The organism is Bacillus sp. SRI_025, from assembly GCF_057592095.1.
On sequence record NZ_JBYEGB010000002.1, the window covers coordinates 342,529 to 358,079 of the forward strand.

A 15,551-nucleotide genomic window follows, 5' to 3' on the forward strand; every position below is an offset into this window, starting at 1 on the left:
AAAAGCCGCTCAAAAGAGAGCGGCTTTCGTTATGCAGAAAAATCATTCCGATTATTAAGCTGCCCGCGGGACAGCCAGTTCTTTTTATACAAATAAGCAATCACTTCAAGCCACAGACGCGGTGCTTTTTTAGGGAAAAAAGGTTTTTGGTAATAAGCATAAGCGGCTTTTAAATCATCCCATTGATGACATGCTTTCGTTTGCGTGAATCTGGCAACGTCAATGACTCTGATCCGTCCTTCTTTTGTTAAGATCAGATTGCGCAGATGGATATCAGAAGGATTCAATCCTTTCTCGCGCGCTTCCTCCAGCGCATCATCGACTTGATTAATCATCTGTTTTTTAATAGGAATTCCTTTTGTAAGGCATTCATAGAATGTGTAGCCTTTAATATATTCCATTAAAATATACTGATCCCCAGACTCATAAATCTCAGGGTAGTAAGACGAACCAGAAAGTTTTTCGTAAATGGCAGCCTCTTTGCGGGCAATATGCTGATAAGAAGGGAAAAAGACTTTTAGTGCCATTTTCTTGCCGTCTTTTTTGTATAAAAAGACATAGGCACTTCTTCCTTTGCCGCACAGTTCAAGCTCTGCTGGTTTATAGGCAAGCTTATGAAAACGTTTCTCTTCATGATACTGAATCGATTCGGCTAATCTTTTGACATCTGACATTGACTTCACCTTCTTTGGTTTCAGTTTATGCGGCTGAAAAACGAATGATGAAAAAACGTGTCACTCGATAAAGCAATGGATTGTATAAAACATAACATTTACGAATGAAGGATACAACGAAAGACTCTTACCATACATTTGAATCATCGATTTGGTTAATGTTTAGAAAAATGGGTCAAACTACATATGTCATGCATCGATCTCATGTTCTAAAGAGGTGTAAATAGTGAAAGTGAAGATGAAATGTTTCGTTACAGGACTTATCATGACAAGTGTGCTTTTTTTCGCTGTAGATATGGAAGGGAAAGAACACTTGCAAAAGCAGTCAAACTCTATCACCGTCCAGCTTGAAAAAGTCTATTTAGACGGCGATGTGAGTATTGAAAGACACCGGGCATCATTAGAAGACAAAGACACATTCTGGGCGCAGTATAAAGGCTGGACGCTGGTAGAACAAAAAGAGGATTTTGCCCTTTTTAGAAAGCAAATTGATGATATCTCTCCATTAAGTAAAGCAAATGGATATATCGGATTATCAGAGGACGGTGTGATTTCTACGTTTCATGGAAGGCCTGACGGCTGGGCGGAGCCTATTCATCTCTTTTTTCAAATTGATACGTCCCGTTTAGAAAGTCATGTGGAAAAACAGCTTGAGCAAGGCATTCCTTTTCGAACAAAGGATGAATTTGAGCATGTGCTTGAAGTCATGAAGCCTTACCGAAATGAAATATCGTTTTAAAGCGTGTAACAGCTTGCTGGTGTGAAGACCGCAAGCTGTTTTTCGTGGTTTCATGATAAAAATGTACTGAGCGAACGTATGTTAACTTTTATTGCGGTTTTCTCCTCGATTTATGTTACAATGAAGAACAGTCAAAGAGGTGAAAACGGTGATAGAGTTTGTAAAAGGGACCATTGATTATGTGTGCCCGCAATATGTTGTCATTGAAAACGGCGGAGTGGGATATCAAGTCTATACCCCAAACCCGTTTATCTATCGAGTAAATAAACAAGAAACGATTTATACGTATCATTACATAAAGGAAGACGCATTTTCGTTATACGGTTTTCAAACACGAGAAGAAAAAGCGCTGTTCACAAAACTGTTAAATGTCACAGGAATAGGGCCAAAGGGTGCACTCGCCATTCTTGCTTCCGGTGATCCAGGCGCTGTCATTTCAGCGATAGAACGTGAAGATGAAGCGTTCCTGATTAAATTCCCTGGTGTGGGCAAAAAAACAGCACGTCAAATCATTCTGGATCTAAAAGGAAAACTTGCAGATGTGGTACCAGAAATGATTGGCAACTTATTTAATCACGAGGACCACATTCAGGTTGAAACGCAGCAAACTGCATTAGATGAAGCGCTTGAAGCCTTGAGTGTCCTTGGATACGGTGATCGTGAAATTAAAAAGGTTCTTCCATTATTAAAAGAAGAAAAGAATCTCACAACCGATCAATATGTGAAAAAAGCTTTACAAAAAATGTTGAAATAGGGTGATGTCTCATGGATGAACGGCTCGTCTCAACTGAAGCAGACAACCATGAATCAGCCATTGAGCAAAGTCTGCGGCCACAGACACTTAGCCAATATATCGGTCAGCAAAAAGTAAAGGATAATCTCAGCGTATTTATTGAAGCTGCCCGCATGAGGCAGGAAACGCTTGATCACGTCCTTTTATATGGACCTCCTGGACTTGGGAAAACAACGCTTGCGTCGATCATTGCCAATGAAATGAATGTTCAGCTGCGTACAACATCAGGACCAGCCATTGAGCGTCCTGGTGATTTGGCGGCCATCTTAACATCTCTTGAGCCAGGTGATGTATTGTTTATTGATGAAATTCACCGCTTGCAGCGCTCAATTGAGGAAGTGCTGTACCCAGCAATGGAGGATTTTTGTTTAGATATTGTCATTGGAAAAGGAGATACAGCACGCTCTGTACGGCTTGATTTACCGCCATTTACGCTTGTAGGTGCAACGACCCGTGTCGGGCTGTTAACAGCGCCGCTTCGTGATAGGTTTGGGGTACATGCAAGATTGGAATACTATGAGCAAAGAGATTTGGCTCACATTGTGGCAAGAACAGCCGAGCTGTTTGAGATTGGGATCGATATTCGCTCTGCCGAAGAGATTGCGAGACGTTCCCGGGGAACACCGAGGGTTGCCAATCGTTTGCTCAGAAGAGTAAGAGATTTTGCGCAAGTGCTTGGGAATCATGCTATTACGCAGGACATTGCGGAAGATGCCCTTGAGCGTCTTCAAGTCGACAGGCTTGGCCTCGATCATATAGACCATAAGCTGCTTTTAAGTATGATTGAAAAATTTAGAGGCGGTCCTGTTGGGCTTGATACGATCTCAGCGACAATTGGAGAAGAATCACATACGATTGAAGATGTGTACGAACCGTACTTGCTGCAAATTGGTTTCCTGCAAAGAACACCAAGAGGGCGGGTCGTCACAAGAGAAGCGTATGAACATTTTCAAATGGAGGTTCCGATTCGTGACTGAATTCCCTAAAATATTAATGATTTTAGGTGGTGTCCTTTTTGCCGCAGGATTAGTGTTTCAATTGGTTGGTAAGCTTCCAGGTGATATTTTTGTAAAAAAAGGAAATGTAACGTTCTTTTTTCCTGTCATTACATGCATTGTCATTAGCATCGTACTAACCATATTACTGAATATCTTTGGACGGATGAAATAACGTTAACTAGTTAACTACAGAATAGGTGAAGGAAATGAAGCTAGAACTATTTGATTTTGATTTACCAGAAAGATTGATTGCACAAGTGCCGCTTGAAAAAAGAGATGCATCAAGACTGATGGTCTTAAACAAACAGACGGGTGCGATTACACATGATACATTCTCACAAATCATCGATTATTTTCAAAAAGGTGATTGTCTCGTTCTAAACAATACTCGCGTTCTGCCTGCACGTCTGTTTGGTATGAAAGAGGATACAGGTGCCAAAGTTGAGCTGCTTCTATTGAAACAAGAAGAAGGAGATAAATGGGAAACACTTGTAAAACCAGCGAAACGGGTGAAAAAAGGGACGGTTATCACTTTTGGTGATGGACGGCTCAAAGCGGTATGTACAGAGGAAATGGAACATGGCGGAAGAAAAGTCGAGTTTCAATATACAGGCATTTTTTATGAAGTGCTTGAATCCCTTGGTGAAATGCCGCTGCCTCCATATATTAAAGAGCAGCTTGACGACCGTGAACGCTATCAAACCGTTTATTCAAAAGAGGTTGGCTCCGCTGCTGCCCCAACGGCCGGTCTCCATTTTACAACCGAGCTGCTGGATGCGCTGAAAGCGAAAGGTGTACACATTGCTTTTATTACGCTGCACGTGGGACTTGGCACGTTTCGTCCGGTAAGTGCAGAACGTATTGAAGAACACGAAATGCATGCAGAGTTTTATGAAATGAATGAAGAAACAGCTGATGAGCTTAATCGCGTTCGCAAAGAAGGCGGGCGGATTATTTCAGTCGGCACAACGTCAACAAGAACGCTTGAAACCATTGCAAGTGCACACGATGGTGAGTTCAAAGCCTCAAGCGGCTGGACATCGATCTTTATTTACCCTGGCTACACATTCAAGGCAATTGATGGCATGATCACAAATTTCCATCTGCCAAAATCCTCGTTAATTATGCTTGTCAGCGCATTAGCTGGACGAGAGCACGTACTAAAAGCGTACAATGAGGCTGTGAAAGAGGAATACCGATTCTTCAGCTTTGGCGATGCCATGCTGATTCAATAACATCATACAACAAAGACAGGAGGGCTCATTTTTGTCGCAATTACCGATACGTTATGAGTTCATTAAATCATGCAAACAAACAGGTGCACGTCTTGGCCGCGTTCATACACCGCACGGCTCTTTTGAAACACCTGTATTTATGCCAGTAGGTACACTGGCTACAGTCAAAACAATGGCGCCTGAAGAATTAAAGGCAATGGATGCAGGCATCATCTTAAGCAATACGTATCACTTATGGCTCCGTCCAGGTCACGATATCGTAAAAGAAGCAGGCGGTCTGCACAAATTTATGAACTGGGATCGAGCCATTCTAACTGATTCAGGCGGATTCCAAGTTTTCTCATTGAGTGAATTTAGAAAAATTGAAGAAGAAGGCGTTCACTTCCGTAATCATTTAAACGGAGACAAGCTGTTCCTATCTCCTGAAAAAGCCATGGACATCCAAAATGCGCTTGGCTCTGATATTATGATGGCATTTGATGAATGCCCGCCATATCCTGCAGAGTACGATTACATGAAACGTTCTGTGGAGCGGACAAGCAGATGGGCAGAGCGCTGTCTAACAGCGCACCAGCGTCCAGAGGATCAAGGGCTGTTTGGAATTGTCCAAGGCGGAGAATACGAAGAGCTTCGAAAACAAAGTGCAAAAGACCTTGTTTCACTTGATTTCCCAGGCTACGCCATCGGAGGCTTATCTGTAGGGGAACCAAAAGATGTGATGAATCGTGTACTTGAGTTCACTACACCATTTTTACCGGCAGACAAACCAAGGTACTTAATGGGTGTCGGCTCGCCAGATTCCTTAATTGACGGCGCCATTCGCGGTGTAGATATGTTTGACTGCGTACTGCCTACGCGAATTGCAAGAAACGGTACCTTAATGACTAGTGAAGGCCGTCTTGTTGTGAAAAATGCAAAATATGAGCGTGACTTTAGACCAATCGATGAGAACTGTGACTGCTATACATGTAAAAACTATACACGCGCCTATATTAGACATCTCATCCGAACAAATGAAACGTTCGGAATTCGATTAACAACTTATCATAATCTTCATTTTCTGTTAAAATTAATGGAGCAAGTGAGAGAAGCTATCCGTGAGGATCGTTTAGGTGATTTTAAAGAAGAGTTTTTTGAGCGTTATGGCTTTAACAAACCGAATGCGAAAAACTTTTAACGCATAAACGAAAGGCTTTACAATGCTTTAGAAAGGGGTGAAATAGAATGGATGGTGGTATGGGTTCAATCATTATGATTGTTGTCATGTTTGCTGTGCTTTACTTCTTGTTAATCCGTCCACAGCAAAAGCAACAGAAAGCTGTGCGTCAGATGCAGCAATCTTTATCAAAAGGCGATAAAATCGTCACAATCGGTGGTTTACACGGTGAAATCGACTCAATTGATGAATCAAAAGTGGTCATCAAAACAAGCGAAAACAACCGTTTAACTTTCGATCGCCGTGCTATTAGAGAATTAGCTGACAAAGGCTAATCCTCCGATACATAGCAATAAAAAAAGAGCGATATGAACCGCTCTTTTTTTATTTGCCTCGAAGATTGACGCCAATCATTCCCCCCAGCATACAAATGCCTAAAAATGCCCCATGATAGATGAACTGCTCTGGTGAAAACGTTTTTCCAAACCCCAAATATTGAAATAAAAATACAGTGAGAGAAAAAATGATAGATGTGATCGCACCAATTAGCCAGCCGCGCTCCTTTGCTTTCCCGCCAGAAATGATGCCTCCTAATAACAGGGCAACAAAGGACAAAATCATAATCATCCATTTAAATGATGATTCCTGCATACTTGTGAATGTAAGCATGAGCGACACAAGTAAACTTGTGACAACCATCACGACAAAAATGGCAATTAATCCGGATAAAATGCCTTTTCCAATATGTTTTGTTTCTTGCATGTGATTTGTCTCCTCTCCAATTGACCGAAGCTTGTCTTTTACTAAAATGTATTCACAGTGGAGAAAAAATAGACATGTTTCAGACGTTTCTTTTCTACATAAATAAAGTGTTTTGACACAAGCTATGATGGAGAAGGAGGGTTTACATCACATGCAGGACATCTTGATCATTTCCATGAGAACCATCATTTTATATTTTCTAATTTGGTTTATCTTTCGCTTAATGGGCAAAAGGGAAATTGGGGAATTGAGTATTTTAGATCTAGTCATTTTTATGATGATTGCAGAAATTGCGGTTCTTGCCATAGAAGAAGTAGAGGATCACATGTTACATACGGTATGGCCAATCCTGCTGTTAACCTTCATTCAAATCACACTTGCCTATCTCTCATTGAAATTCCAAGGCGTCCGGCGCTTTCTTGACGGCAAACCGGTCTTGCTCATCATCAATGGCAAAATAGACGAGGGTGCGATGAGAAAACAGCGATACAATTTTGATGACCTGCTCATTCAATTAAGAGAAAATAACATCGACAGTATTCAGGATGTCTCTTACGCTATTTTAGAGCCGTCTGGAAAACTCGCCGTCGTCGAAAAAGAAAACAAGCTCAAACATGCAGCGCTTGAGCTTCCACTTGTTGCGGACGGTGTAGTGCAACATGATCACCTTAAGCAAATCAATCAAAATGAACAGTGGCTGAAAGATGAGCTTGCTAAAAGAGGTTATCATGATATCGAGCAAATCTCTTACTGCAGCTTTAATCAAAAAACATTTTATATTGATTTGAAAGATGAAGTGATCAAAAAGAGATGAGCTAAAACAGCTTCCCAATGAACGGGATGCGTCGCAGCTCTTCTCGTTTCACTAGTCCTAGGCAGATTAATAGAATGACATACAGCATGCACGTAACAATGATGAGTGTTACAAGTTCAATAGGAGCAGAAAAGAGTCCGTTTACTTGAGATTTCAGCCAAAGACTGACAGCCCCCGTACCGATAATCACAAGGACGCATAGTCCATATTCCTTTAGTGGTAAATGAATAGGCAGCACCTTTCCAACAGTTGCCGCATGGAGCAGTGTGACAAGGATGATGCCGATTAAGATCGCAAGTGCTGCGCCCATAATGCCAAAGCCAGGCTGTGAAGCAAGAACAAAAATCATCCCTGTTTTCACAATTGCACCTACCAGGCTGTTGGTCATCGCCGCACCAGCTAAATTGAGTGCTTGAAGCACGGCTTGAAGGGGCCCCTGAAAATAATATAGAAGGAAAAACGGCGCCATGAATTTCACATAAATGGCTGCATGCGACGAACCATACATAAAGAGCGTTAAATCTTCTGCATAAACGAAAAGAATAATACATGAAATGCCTCCGCTGAGTAAACAAAGGCGCATCGCCTGCTTCAGCCGGTATTCGACCGTTTTACGTTTATTCTGCTCCATTCCTTCACTGATCGCCGGAACTAATGCAGTGGAGAGTGAATACGTAATAAAACTAGGCAGTGTCAAAAGGGTCAGAGCAAGCCCGGTCAACTCCCCGTACTGCCTTGTCGCCTCAACAGCCGCATATCCAGCAATGGCAAGACTTTGCGCGACAACAATCGGCTCTAAAAACCATGAAATATTCCCGATAAAACGGCTGCCTGTTGTTGGCAGGGCAATGCTCATCAGCTGCTTAAATGTGTCCTTCCCGTCATGAATCGCCTTAAAAAATCGTTTTCGAATACGAATGGTCTTTTTATAGCGAAAGGCGATCAGTAAGTAAGCAAGTGAAATCATCTCTCCAATCACAGATGACACCATCGCACCTGCTGCCGCAAATTCAATCCCGTAAGGAAGGAAAGCCGTTGTACATACCGCGACTAATGAAATTCTTGCGACCTGTTCCAGTACTTGAGACATCGCGAGCGGACTCATTTGCTGTCTGCCTTGGAAATAGCCTCTTAACACACTGGAAATGGCGATGACTGGTACGACGGGTGTAATGGCAAGCAGTGGATAGACCGTTCTAGGGTCTGTCAGCATATTTTCTGCCATGATGGGCGCAAACCATAAGAAGAGCGGCGTGAAAATCAGGCTGAGTGTTCCTGTTATCGCAAGGGACATGACCAGAATACGTTTTGTTTTCTGTTTGTCACCCCGGGCTTCTGCTTCTGCGACAAGCTTACTAATGGCGACAGGCAGTCCGAATTGCGTGAGCGTCACGGCGAGAAAAAAGGTAGGTGCAGCCATCATGTAAAGCCCGACCCCTTCTTCGCCAATGAACCTCGCAATGACAATTCGATTGACAAAACCCAATATTCTCGTGATAAAACCTGCTAAAATTAAAATAATGGTCCCCTTTAAAAACGTTTGCTTCGTCAAATCACAGATCACCTGCCTTCTCAAACGACATAGAATCATATACAATAAGATATGCGTGTATATCGTCCAAGCATGACAAGTCTCTCGATAAAAAACTGAAAAGGGGGAGCTACGCAATGACACAACATCCAGCTGCTATTTACAAAGACCATTTAAAGCCTTTTCTGTTCAGTAAGCTTGAAGAATTCATCGTTTTGGGCTATAAAGATGTAGATTTAGAGGAATTATGGTCATACTTAGAGAATAAGAAGTGGAAGAAAAAACAAGAGTATCCGATTCATGAAATGGTTGCAGATATCTTATCTGTGAAAATAGGCGAATTTATGAACTATGCAACCGTTCAGTCGTTTAAAACGTCTGCTTTTTTGGACAGTGAAGATGGCAAGAATATGCTTGATGAACTGTTAAAATAAGCCATCTTAATGGATTCAGGTGTTTAAGGAGGAAATACATAATGAAAAAAGGGCGCATTCTTGCGTTTTTCTTAGTGGTTCTGTTAATCGGAACTGGCGTGGGCTTACTAACAAAGCCTGTTGCGAAAGATATGACGCTAGGGCTGGATTTACAGGGTGGATTTGAAGTCCTGTATGATGTACATCCAGTGAAAAAAGAGGACAAGATCACAAATAGTGTTCTCGTTAGTACAGTGGAGGCTCTTAACCGAAGAGCAAACGTGCTTGGTGTAAGTGAGCCGAACATTTCGATTGAAGGCAACAACCGTATCCGCGTGCAGCTTGCGGGTGTAAAAGATCAAAACAGAGCAAGGGAGATTCTTTCCACTGAAGCACAGCTATCCTTCAGAGATACGAATGATAAAGAACTCCTAAACGGGGCTGACCTAGTCGAAAACAGTGCAAAACAAACATTCAGTCAAACGAATGAGCCAATTGTGACGGTTAAACTAAAGGATGCGAAAAAATTTGGTGACGTCACAAGAAAAGTAGCAGCGATGGCACCAAATAATCAGCTTGTCATTTGGCTTGATTACCACAAAGGAGATTCCTTCAAAAAAGAAGTCTCAAAATCAAACCACAAGTATGTATCTGCACCAAATGTGAATCAAGAGATTAACAGCAGTGACGTACAAATAGAAGGAAAGTTTACTGTCCAAGAGGCAAAAGACCTTGCGAGTATTTTAAATGCCGGGGCATTGCCAGTGAAATTAACAGAAAAATATTCCACATCTGTGAGTGCACAGTTTGGTGAACAAGCACTGAACGAAACAGTGTTCGCAGGAATAGTAGGAATCGCATTTATCTTCTTATTCATGCTGTTTTATTACCGATTACCTGGTCTTATAGCTGTCATCACACTTTCAGCTTATATCTACATTACGCTGCAAGTGTTTGACTGGATGGGCGCGGTTATGACACTGCCTGGAATTGCCGCACTCATTTTAGGGGTAGGGATGGCTGTCGATGCCAACATTATTACTTATGAGCGGATCAAGGAAGAGCTGAAGCTCGGCAAATCAGTCCGTTCTGCTTTCAGATCAGGGAACCGCAGATCATTTGCGACGATCTTTGATGCTAACTTAACAAGTATTATTGCCGGCGGAGTGCTGTTCTTCTTCGGGACAAGCTCTGTAAAAGGATTTGCAACAATGCTCATCCTCTCGATTTTAACAAGCTTTATCACAGCTGTTTTCCTATCAAGATTCCTTCTCGGTCTTCTTGTTGAAAGCCGCTCTCTTGACCGGAGAAAAGGCTGGTTTGGTGTTCGTCAAAAAGACATTATGAACATCCATGAGACAACAGAAACCACCGAGCCAAAAACACCATTTGATAAGTGGGATTTCGTCAGCAAACGTAAAGGATTTATGATTTTCTCAGCTACTATCACCATTGCGGGAATCATCGTTCTTTCCATCTTCAAGCTGAATGCGGGAATTGACTTTACAAGTGGAACTAGAATTGATATTCAAAGTGATCACAAGCTGTCAACTGAACAAGTCGAGCAAGACTTTAAAAAGCTTGACCTTGAGACAGACAGTGTCGTGTTATCGGGTCAAAAAGAGAATCAGGCAGCAGCGAGATTTGTCGGTGTGCCGAACAAAGAAAAGATTGCTGAAGTGAAAGATTACTTCAAAGATAAATACGGAACGGAGCCAAACGTAAGTACAGTGTCTCCGACTGTCGGAAAAGAACTTGCCCGTAATGCGCTATATGCCGTCATCATTGCCTCCATCGGGATCATTTTATATGTATCCGTCCGATTTGAGTATAAGATGGCGATTGCGGCAATTATTTCATTGCTATATGATGCGTTCTTTATCGTGGCCTTCTTTAGTATTACGCGCTTAGAGGTGGATGTCACCTTCATTGCCGCGATCCTCACGGTCATCGGGTACTCGATCAACGATACGATCGTTACCTTCGACAGGGTTCGTGAGCAAATGAAGAAACGTAAACCGAAAACCATTGAAGATCTATCGTACATTGTGAACTTAAGCTTACAGCAAACCTTTACGCGATCTGTCAATACGGTGCTGACTGTACTTGTCGTTGTTGTCGCACTGCTTATCTTCGGATCAGCGTCGATTACAAACTTCTCCATCGCCTTACTTGTCGGCTTATTAACAGGGGTGTATTCATCCCTTTATATCGCGGCACAAATTTGGCTGATGTGGAAAGGCCGCGAGCTGAAAAAACCAGCTAAGATAGATACAGATCAAGATATTTAATCTGGAAAGACTGCCTTCTCGGCAGTCTTTTTCTATTGAAAAAACATTTCGGGTTTCATTGATCTTAAAATGGTCTTTTGCTATAATGACTTACGTTTAGATCAGTATAGAAAGCGGGTGTCTGTTTAAGGCATTTTGCTTTATTCATTGGAGGGGCTGTGATGAAGGTTCGGGAAACTGAACTGCCAGGTATCGGTCATAAAACCGAAATGATCACAAGAAATAATGAGAAGCTTGCCATCATTACACATAATGACGGCAGAAGAGAAATGTATCATTTTCAGGAGGACGACCACGAAGAAACGATTTCTGGTATCCTGCTAAACGATGAAGAAGCAAGACAAATTGCGGCTATTTTAGGCGGCATGGTCTATAAGCCGAAAGCGCTTGAAACCGTAGAGGTAGCCATTGATGATCTAGTGATTGAATGGTTTAAAATTGAAAAGAATGCACCAGCTGTTCAAAGAAGCATCGGTGAACTCAATGTTCGCCAAAACTATCAAGTAACAGTCATCGCCATTATGAGAAAATCACACGAGAAGATTTTAAATCCAGGACCAGATACCATCATCGAAGAAGGGGATACCCTTGTTATTTCTGGAGAAAGAAAAGAATTAAAGAACCTGATTAAAGAAAAACTCAGCAGCTGATGATGCCCATGCTGATAGGTTTTCTTCCGCTGCTTTTTTTCTGTGTTTAAAAAAGGCAGTGAAAAGGGAAGAATAAAAGAAAAAGCTTGGGGGATATGTAGATGAACAAACAACAATGGACCATCATACTCGCATTTATTTTCGTATTAATTGTCTCAGTATTTGCCGTGATTAATGTACGGCCTGTCGAGGTAGACTACTTATTTGGAACGGCTGAATGGCCGCTGATCCTCGTCATTATCGGTTCTGTTTTAATGGGCGGACTGATTGTGGCATTTGCAGGGATCTTCCAAATTGTGAAACTGAAACGTGAACTAAAGGCATTAAAAGCTGAGCGTGCAGCTGCTGCACCTGCTACTTCGACGAAAAAGGCAGACAAAGATCTTCAAAAAAAATCGCATGTTACGCCTTTAAAAGAACAGCCAGCATCATTTGACCGGAAGGAAAAATAATCTTCCAGCACAATTTCATAAAATAAAAATTGAAACCCCTCAGGCCACTCTAGTATAATAGTGTGGTTGAGGGGTGAATTTATGTTATTATCCAAAATGCGCTGGGAATATGAACATCCAAGCGAAGAAAAAGTGAAATCACTCTCTGAAAATCTGAATATTTCAGCGCTGACTGCATCGCTTCTCGTAAAAAGAGGACTTGAAGAAGTAGAAGAGGCGAGGTCTTTTTTATTTGATCAAAAAGCCGAATTTCATGATCCATTCTTATTAAAAGGAATGAAAGAAGCAGTAGAGCGCATCAACAAAGCGATCGAAGAGCAGGAATCGATTGTGATCTTCGGAGACTATGATGCAGATGGTGTGACAAGTACGTCTGTACTTTTACATACATTAAAAGAGCGGTCTGCGATAGTAGACTTTTATATTCCAGATCGGTTTAAAGAAGGCTATGGGCCTAATGAACAGGCTTTTCGATATATCAAGGAGCAAGGAGCATCGCTTGTCATCACGGTTGATACAGGCATTGCTGCTGTAAATGAAGCACGTATTGCAAAAGAAATAGGGCTAGACCTGATCATTACAGATCACCATGAACCAAGTGAGGAGCTGCCTGAGGCACTTGCCATTGTCCATCCTAAGCAGCCAGGCTGTGAGTATCCCTTTAAAGAACTTGCTGGTGTAGGTGTAGCGTTTAAAGTGGCGCATGCACTTCTTGGGGAGCTGCCAGTTCAGCTGTTAGATCTTGCAGCAATCGGGACAATCGCGGATCTTGTACCGCTTCATGATGAGAATAGATGGCTCGCCAAAAAAGGGCTTATGCAGCTTCGTCAGTCGAATAGACCGGGGCTGAAAGCGTTATTGAAAGAAGCGGGAGCCACTTTAGAAGAAGCGAACGAGGAAACGGTCGGCTTTCAAATTGCGCCAAGGCTGAATGCTGTAGGACGAATTGAACAGGCAGATCCAGCTGTTCACCTTCTTATGACTGAGGATAAGGATGAAGCAGAAGAGCTCGCTCGTTTTGTACAGGAACTGAATAAAGAACGACAAAAGATTGTCAGTACGATCACAGAAGAAGCCATTCAAATGGTGGAAGAGGCAGGCGATGACCAGTCTGCGATCGTTGTAGCGAAAGTTGGCTGGAATCCGGGCGTTGTCGGAATTGTTGCCTCTAAATTGACGGATACTTTTTCTCGTCCGGCGATTGTGCTTGGAATAGATGAAGAAACGCAAATGGCAAAAGGATCAGCCCGAAGCATTCCTGGCTTCGATCTATTCTTCCATCTAAGCAAATGCCGCGACATCCTGCCGCATTTCGGCGGGCATCCGATGGCAGCAGGGATGACACTTCGAGCGGATGATGTCGCTTTACTAAGGGAAAGATTAAATCAATATGCCAATGAAACATTGACGGAAGAAGATTTTATTCCCATTCAGCGGGTCGATGCTGTGTGTAAGGTAGACGAATTGACGGTTCAAGCGATTGAAGAAGCAGGGATGCTGTCACCATTTGGTATGTCAAACCCAAAACCGTTCATTATGATTGAAGATGCGAAGCTTGAAGATATCCGAACAATTGGGGCAAATCACAACCATATTAAAATGTCTCTGAAAGACGAAGACAAGCTGCTTGACTGTGTCGGCTTTCACCAAGGGAAATTAAAAGAAGAAATTGTTCCAGGAAGCCGCATTTCCGTGATTGGAGAAATGTCCGTCAATGAATGGAATAACCGGAAAAAGCCCCAGCTAATGCTAAAAGATGCACGAGTTGATGAATGGCAGCTGTTTGATCTGCGCGGGAAAAAGGATTGGGAGAAGAAAGTTTCGACGCTTGATTCAGAAAAATCTTTGATTGTCTGTTTTGAGGAAGCAACAAAACAGAACGTCGATATCCCCATTCATCATGTTCATGCAGAAAATGTATCAACGTTTGATGTACACGGAAAGTATGTGGTCTTTGCGGATGTTCCCGCAGATGAGCAATTGCTGAAGCAGCTTTTAGAAAATCAGAAGCCTGCCAGAATTTATACGGTTTTTCAAAGAGAAGAAGATCATTTTATGTCCTCTTTCCCAAGCCGTGATCAATTCAAATGGTTTTATGGGTTCTTGTTTAAACGGGGAAGTTTTCCTATCAAAGAACAAGGAATGGAGCTTGCCAAACATAGAGGCTGGACAAAAGATACAATCATTTTTATGACAAAGGTGTTTTTTGAACTCGGTTTTGTTAAAATAGAGAATGGTGTGCTGTCAATAGTACTTGATGCCCCTAAAAAAGATTTAACGGCATCAGCGTCCTATACAGCAAAACAACGATTGATGGAACTCGATCAAACACTAACATATTCCTCAGCTAAAGAGCTGAAGGAATGGCTGAATAGCATGATGAGCGAAGTCTCACCTGTGCTTTGACGTACGAGGAGGAAAAGGAAAAGATGGATTTAAAACAATATGTGACAGTTGTACCTGACTACCCAAAGGAAGGTGTACAATTTAAAGATATTACAACGTTAATGGATAAAGGCGAAGTGTACCGTTATGCAACGGATCAGATCGTTGAATACGCGAAGGAAAGAGACATTGATCTCATTGTTGGACCTGAAGCGCGTGGATTCATTATTGGCTGCCCTGTAGCATACGCACTTGGTGTAGGTTTTGCACCGGTTCGTAAAGAAGGAAAGCTTCCTCGTGAAGTCATTAAAGTCGATTACGGCTTGGAATATGGTAAAGATGTATTAACGATTCATAAAGATGCGATTCGTCCCGGTCAGCGTGTCCTGATTACTGATGACTTACTGGCAACTGGTGGAACAATTGAAGCGTCCATCAAGCTTGTAGAGGAATTAGGCGGCGTTGTGGCAGGGATTGCATTTTTGATTGAGCTGACGTATCTGGATGGCAGAAAGAAGCTTGACGGCTACGACATCATGACGTTAATGCAATACTAATGGAGTTTTTCGTAAAAAGCACTCAGTAAGAAGGGTGCTTTTTTCCTATCAAAAATCTTTTAGCGGACTTCTTCTCTTTACATCTATCGAATTTTTCTTGA

The 15,551-nt window shown here is 42.2% G+C and carries 17 protein-coding genes; 14 read left to right on the forward strand and 3 right to left on the reverse strand.

Going from position 1 to position 15,551, the window contains the following annotated elements:
• Nucleotides 1-29: 29 nt before the first annotated feature.
• Entirely contained in the window at nucleotides 30-674 is a 645-nt protein-coding gene (locus AC20OE_RS06610; protein WP_059375678.1) for a serine/threonine protein kinase, read from the reverse strand.
• Between the two features lie 238 nt (nucleotides 675-912).
• Here AC20OE_RS06610 and AC20OE_RS06615 point away from each other — a divergent pair, with 238 nt between their 5' ends.
• The 7 genes from AC20OE_RS06615 (at nucleotide 913) to yajC (ending at nucleotide 5,930) form a co-directional block, all read left to right on the forward strand.
• Entirely contained in the window at nucleotides 913-1,413 is a 501-nt protein-coding gene (locus tag AC20OE_RS06615; protein ID WP_180272430.1) for an intercompartmental signaling factor BofC, read from the forward strand.
• A gap of 148 nt (nucleotides 1,414-1,561) precedes the next feature.
• Nucleotides 1,562-2,167, forward strand: coding sequence for a Holliday junction branch migration protein RuvA (ruvA, locus tag AC20OE_RS06620; RefSeq protein ID WP_024423144.1), 606 nt, complete (start codon nucleotides 1,562-1,564; stop codon nucleotides 2,165-2,167).
• 11 nt (nucleotides 2,168-2,178) lie between these two features.
• Nucleotides 2,179-3,183 carry a Holliday junction branch migration DNA helicase RuvB gene (ruvB, locus tag AC20OE_RS06625; RefSeq protein ID WP_024423143.1) on the forward strand — a complete coding sequence of 335 codons (1,005 nt, stop codon included), beginning with the start codon at nucleotides 2,179-2,181 and terminating at the stop codon, nucleotides 3,181-3,183.
• Complete coding sequence (locus AC20OE_RS06630; protein WP_012010741.1) at nucleotides 3,176-3,376, forward strand: DUF2905 domain-containing protein; 201 nt, start codon at nucleotides 3,176-3,178, stop codon at nucleotides 3,374-3,376. Before ruvB ends, AC20OE_RS06630 begins: the two co-directional genes overlap by 8 nt.
• Nucleotides 3,377-3,410: 34 nt before the next feature.
• Nucleotides 3,411-4,439: a tRNA preQ1(34) S-adenosylmethionine ribosyltransferase-isomerase QueA gene (gene queA / locus AC20OE_RS06635; RefSeq protein ID WP_058838996.1), complete on the forward strand. Its 1,029-nt coding sequence runs from the start codon at nucleotides 3,411-3,413 to the stop codon at nucleotides 4,437-4,439.
• Between the two features lie 31 nt (nucleotides 4,440-4,470).
• Entirely contained in the window at nucleotides 4,471-5,616 is a 1,146-nt protein-coding gene (gene tgt / locus AC20OE_RS06640) for a tRNA guanosine(34) transglycosylase Tgt (RefSeq protein WP_024423141.1), read from the forward strand.
• A 47-nt stretch (nucleotides 5,617-5,663) separates the two neighbouring features.
• Nucleotides 5,664-5,930 carry a preprotein translocase subunit YajC gene (gene yajC / locus AC20OE_RS06645; protein WP_008360993.1) on the forward strand — a complete coding sequence of 89 codons (267 nt, stop codon included), beginning with the start codon at nucleotides 5,664-5,666 and terminating at the stop codon, nucleotides 5,928-5,930.
• A gap of 49 nt (nucleotides 5,931-5,979) precedes the next feature.
• Here the strand turns inward: yajC and AC20OE_RS06650 are convergent, their stop codons facing one another.
• A complete protein-coding gene (locus AC20OE_RS06650; protein WP_039180321.1) occupies nucleotides 5,980-6,357 on the reverse strand; it encodes a TIGR04086 family membrane protein in 378 nt (125 codons plus the stop codon).
• A 151-nt stretch (nucleotides 6,358-6,508) separates the two neighbouring features.
• Here AC20OE_RS06650 and AC20OE_RS06655 point away from each other — a divergent pair, with 151 nt between their 5' ends.
• On the forward strand, nucleotides 6,509-7,171 hold the full coding sequence (locus tag AC20OE_RS06655) for a DUF421 domain-containing protein (RefSeq protein ID WP_039180318.1): 663 nt from the start codon (nucleotides 6,509-6,511) through the stop codon (nucleotides 7,169-7,171).
• Between the two features lies 1 nt (nucleotide 7,172).
• Here the strand turns inward: AC20OE_RS06655 and spoVB are convergent, their stop codons facing one another.
• Nucleotides 7,173-8,723 carry a stage V sporulation protein B gene (spoVB, locus tag AC20OE_RS06660; protein ID WP_064497875.1) on the reverse strand — a complete coding sequence of 517 codons (1,551 nt, stop codon included), beginning with the start codon at nucleotides 8,721-8,723 and terminating at the stop codon, nucleotides 7,173-7,175.
• 116 nt (nucleotides 8,724-8,839) lie between these two features.
• Between spoVB and AC20OE_RS06665 the strand changes: the two genes are divergently transcribed.
• The 6 genes from AC20OE_RS06665 (at nucleotide 8,840) to AC20OE_RS06690 (ending at nucleotide 15,450) form a co-directional block, all read left to right on the forward strand.
• Nucleotides 8,840-9,136 (forward strand): post-transcriptional regulator, encoded by a 297-nt coding sequence (locus tag AC20OE_RS06665; protein WP_003216788.1) that lies wholly within the window; start codon nucleotides 8,840-8,842, stop codon nucleotides 9,134-9,136.
• Nucleotides 9,137-9,177: 41 nt separating this feature from the next.
• A complete protein-coding gene (gene secDF / locus AC20OE_RS06670; protein WP_487268758.1) occupies nucleotides 9,178-11,406 on the forward strand; it encodes a protein translocase subunit SecDF in 2,229 nt (742 codons plus the stop codon).
• 161 nt (nucleotides 11,407-11,567) lie between these two features.
• Nucleotides 11,568-12,056, forward strand: a complete 489-nt coding sequence (locus tag AC20OE_RS06675) for a cation:proton antiporter regulatory subunit (protein WP_144494500.1) — start codon at nucleotides 11,568-11,570, stop codon at nucleotides 12,054-12,056.
• A gap of 101 nt (nucleotides 12,057-12,157) precedes the next feature.
• Nucleotides 12,158-12,508, forward strand: a complete 351-nt coding sequence (locus AC20OE_RS06680) for a LapA family protein (protein ID WP_058838999.1) — start codon at nucleotides 12,158-12,160, stop codon at nucleotides 12,506-12,508.
• Between the two features lie 81 nt (nucleotides 12,509-12,589).
• Nucleotides 12,590-14,914, forward strand: coding sequence for a single-stranded-DNA-specific exonuclease RecJ (gene recJ, locus AC20OE_RS06685; RefSeq protein ID WP_487268759.1), 2,325 nt, complete (start codon nucleotides 12,590-12,592; stop codon nucleotides 14,912-14,914).
• A 23-nt stretch (nucleotides 14,915-14,937) separates the two neighbouring features.
• A complete protein-coding gene (locus AC20OE_RS06690) occupies nucleotides 14,938-15,450 on the forward strand; it encodes an adenine phosphoribosyltransferase (protein ID WP_024423133.1) in 513 nt (170 codons plus the stop codon).
• Nucleotides 15,451-15,551: the final 101 nt, after the last annotated feature.

Coding starts and splice junctions, on each gene's coding strand:
- AC20OE_RS06655 (WP_039180318.1), top strand. CDS start 6,509: ATGCAGGACATCTTGATCATTTCCATGAGAACCATCATTTTATATTTT.
- queA (WP_058838996.1), top strand. CDS start 3,411: ATGAAGCTAGAACTATTTGATTTTGATTTACCAGAAAGATTGATTGCA.
- AC20OE_RS06650 (WP_039180321.1), bottom strand. CDS start 6,357: ATGCAAGAAACAAAACATATTGGAAAAGGCATTTTATCCGGATTAATT.
- yajC (WP_008360993.1), top strand. CDS start 5,664: ATGGATGGTGGTATGGGTTCAATCATTATGATTGTTGTCATGTTTGCT.
- AC20OE_RS06615 (WP_180272430.1), top strand. CDS start 913: ATGAAATGTTTCGTTACAGGACTTATCATGACAAGTGTGCTTTTTTTC.
- AC20OE_RS06680 (WP_058838999.1), top strand. CDS start 12,158: ATGAACAAACAACAATGGACCATCATACTCGCATTTATTTTCGTATTA.
- AC20OE_RS06610 (WP_059375678.1), bottom strand. CDS start 674: ATGTCAGATGTCAAAAGATTAGCCGAATCGATTCAGTATCATGAAGAG.
- ruvB (WP_024423143.1), top strand. CDS start 2,179: ATGGATGAACGGCTCGTCTCAACTGAAGCAGACAACCATGAATCAGCC.
- AC20OE_RS06665 (WP_003216788.1), top strand. CDS start 8,840: ATGACACAACATCCAGCTGCTATTTACAAAGACCATTTAAAGCCTTTT.
- AC20OE_RS06675 (WP_144494500.1), top strand. CDS start 11,568: ATGAAGGTTCGGGAAACTGAACTGCCAGGTATCGGTCATAAAACCGAA.
- AC20OE_RS06690 (WP_024423133.1), top strand. CDS start 14,938: ATGGATTTAAAACAATATGTGACAGTTGTACCTGACTACCCAAAGGAA.
- secDF (WP_487268758.1), top strand. CDS start 9,178: ATGAAAAAAGGGCGCATTCTTGCGTTTTTCTTAGTGGTTCTGTTAATC.
- recJ (WP_487268759.1), top strand. CDS start 12,590: ATGTTATTATCCAAAATGCGCTGGGAATATGAACATCCAAGCGAAGAA.